General features: G+C 53.7%; 1 pseudogene. It reads left to right on the top strand.

Annotation, left to right across the window (positions count from 1 at the left end):
- Positions 1–845, top strand: a pseudogene (locus ACFWV9_RS16135) (hypothetical protein); the annotation flags it as partial.

Genomic DNA, 845 nt, shown 5'->3' with positions numbered 1-845 from the left:
GGCACAGGCGACACGGCAGTAGACAGTGACGAGAGCGAGACGGTAAATGCGGATCAAGATCCAAGCATAGCTACTGTCAAGACTTTTGCAGATATCGATGGTGGCGCTTTAACAGAATATACGACCGTAGGCCAGGTGATCAACTATACGATCACCCTTACCAACGACGGAAACGTCACGGTCTACAACCCGACGATGGCAGATGCAACAGCAGATGCGGCTCCGGTACGCGGCACAGATGCACCAGGGAACAACGATGGAGTATTAGATGTGGGCGAGACGTGGACTTACACGGCTTCACATACGGTTACCCAGGCAGACCTTGACAACGGTTCATATACGAACACGGCCGAGGGCGATGGATCAGCGGACACGGATGGTGATGGCACAGGCGACACGGCAGTAGACAGTGACGAGAGCGAGACGGTAAATGCGGATCAAGATCCAAGCATAGCTACTGTCAAGACTTTTGCAGATATCGATGGTGGCGCTTTAACAGAATATACGACCGTAGGCCAGGTGATCAACTATACGATCACCCTTACCAACGACGGAAACGTCACGGTCTACAACCCGACGATGGCAGATGCAACAGCAGATGCGGCTCCGGTACGCGGCACAGATGCACCAGGGAACAACGATGGAGTATTAGATGTGGGCGAGACGTGGACTTACACGGCTTCACATACGGTTACCCAGGCAGACCTTGACAACGGTTCATATACGAACACGGCCGAGGGCGATGGATCAGCGGACACGGATGGTGATGGCACAGGCGACACGGCAGTAGACAGTGACGAGAGCGAGACGGTAAATGCGGATCAAGATCCAAGCATAGCTACTGT

The organism is Winogradskyella sp. A2, assembly GCF_046762865.1.
Taxonomy (GTDB): Bacteria; Bacteroidota; Bacteroidia; order Flavobacteriales; family Flavobacteriaceae; genus Winogradskyella.
The sequence above is the reverse complement of the archived record's forward strand: the minus strand, read 5'-3'. Positions and strand labels throughout refer to the sequence as shown.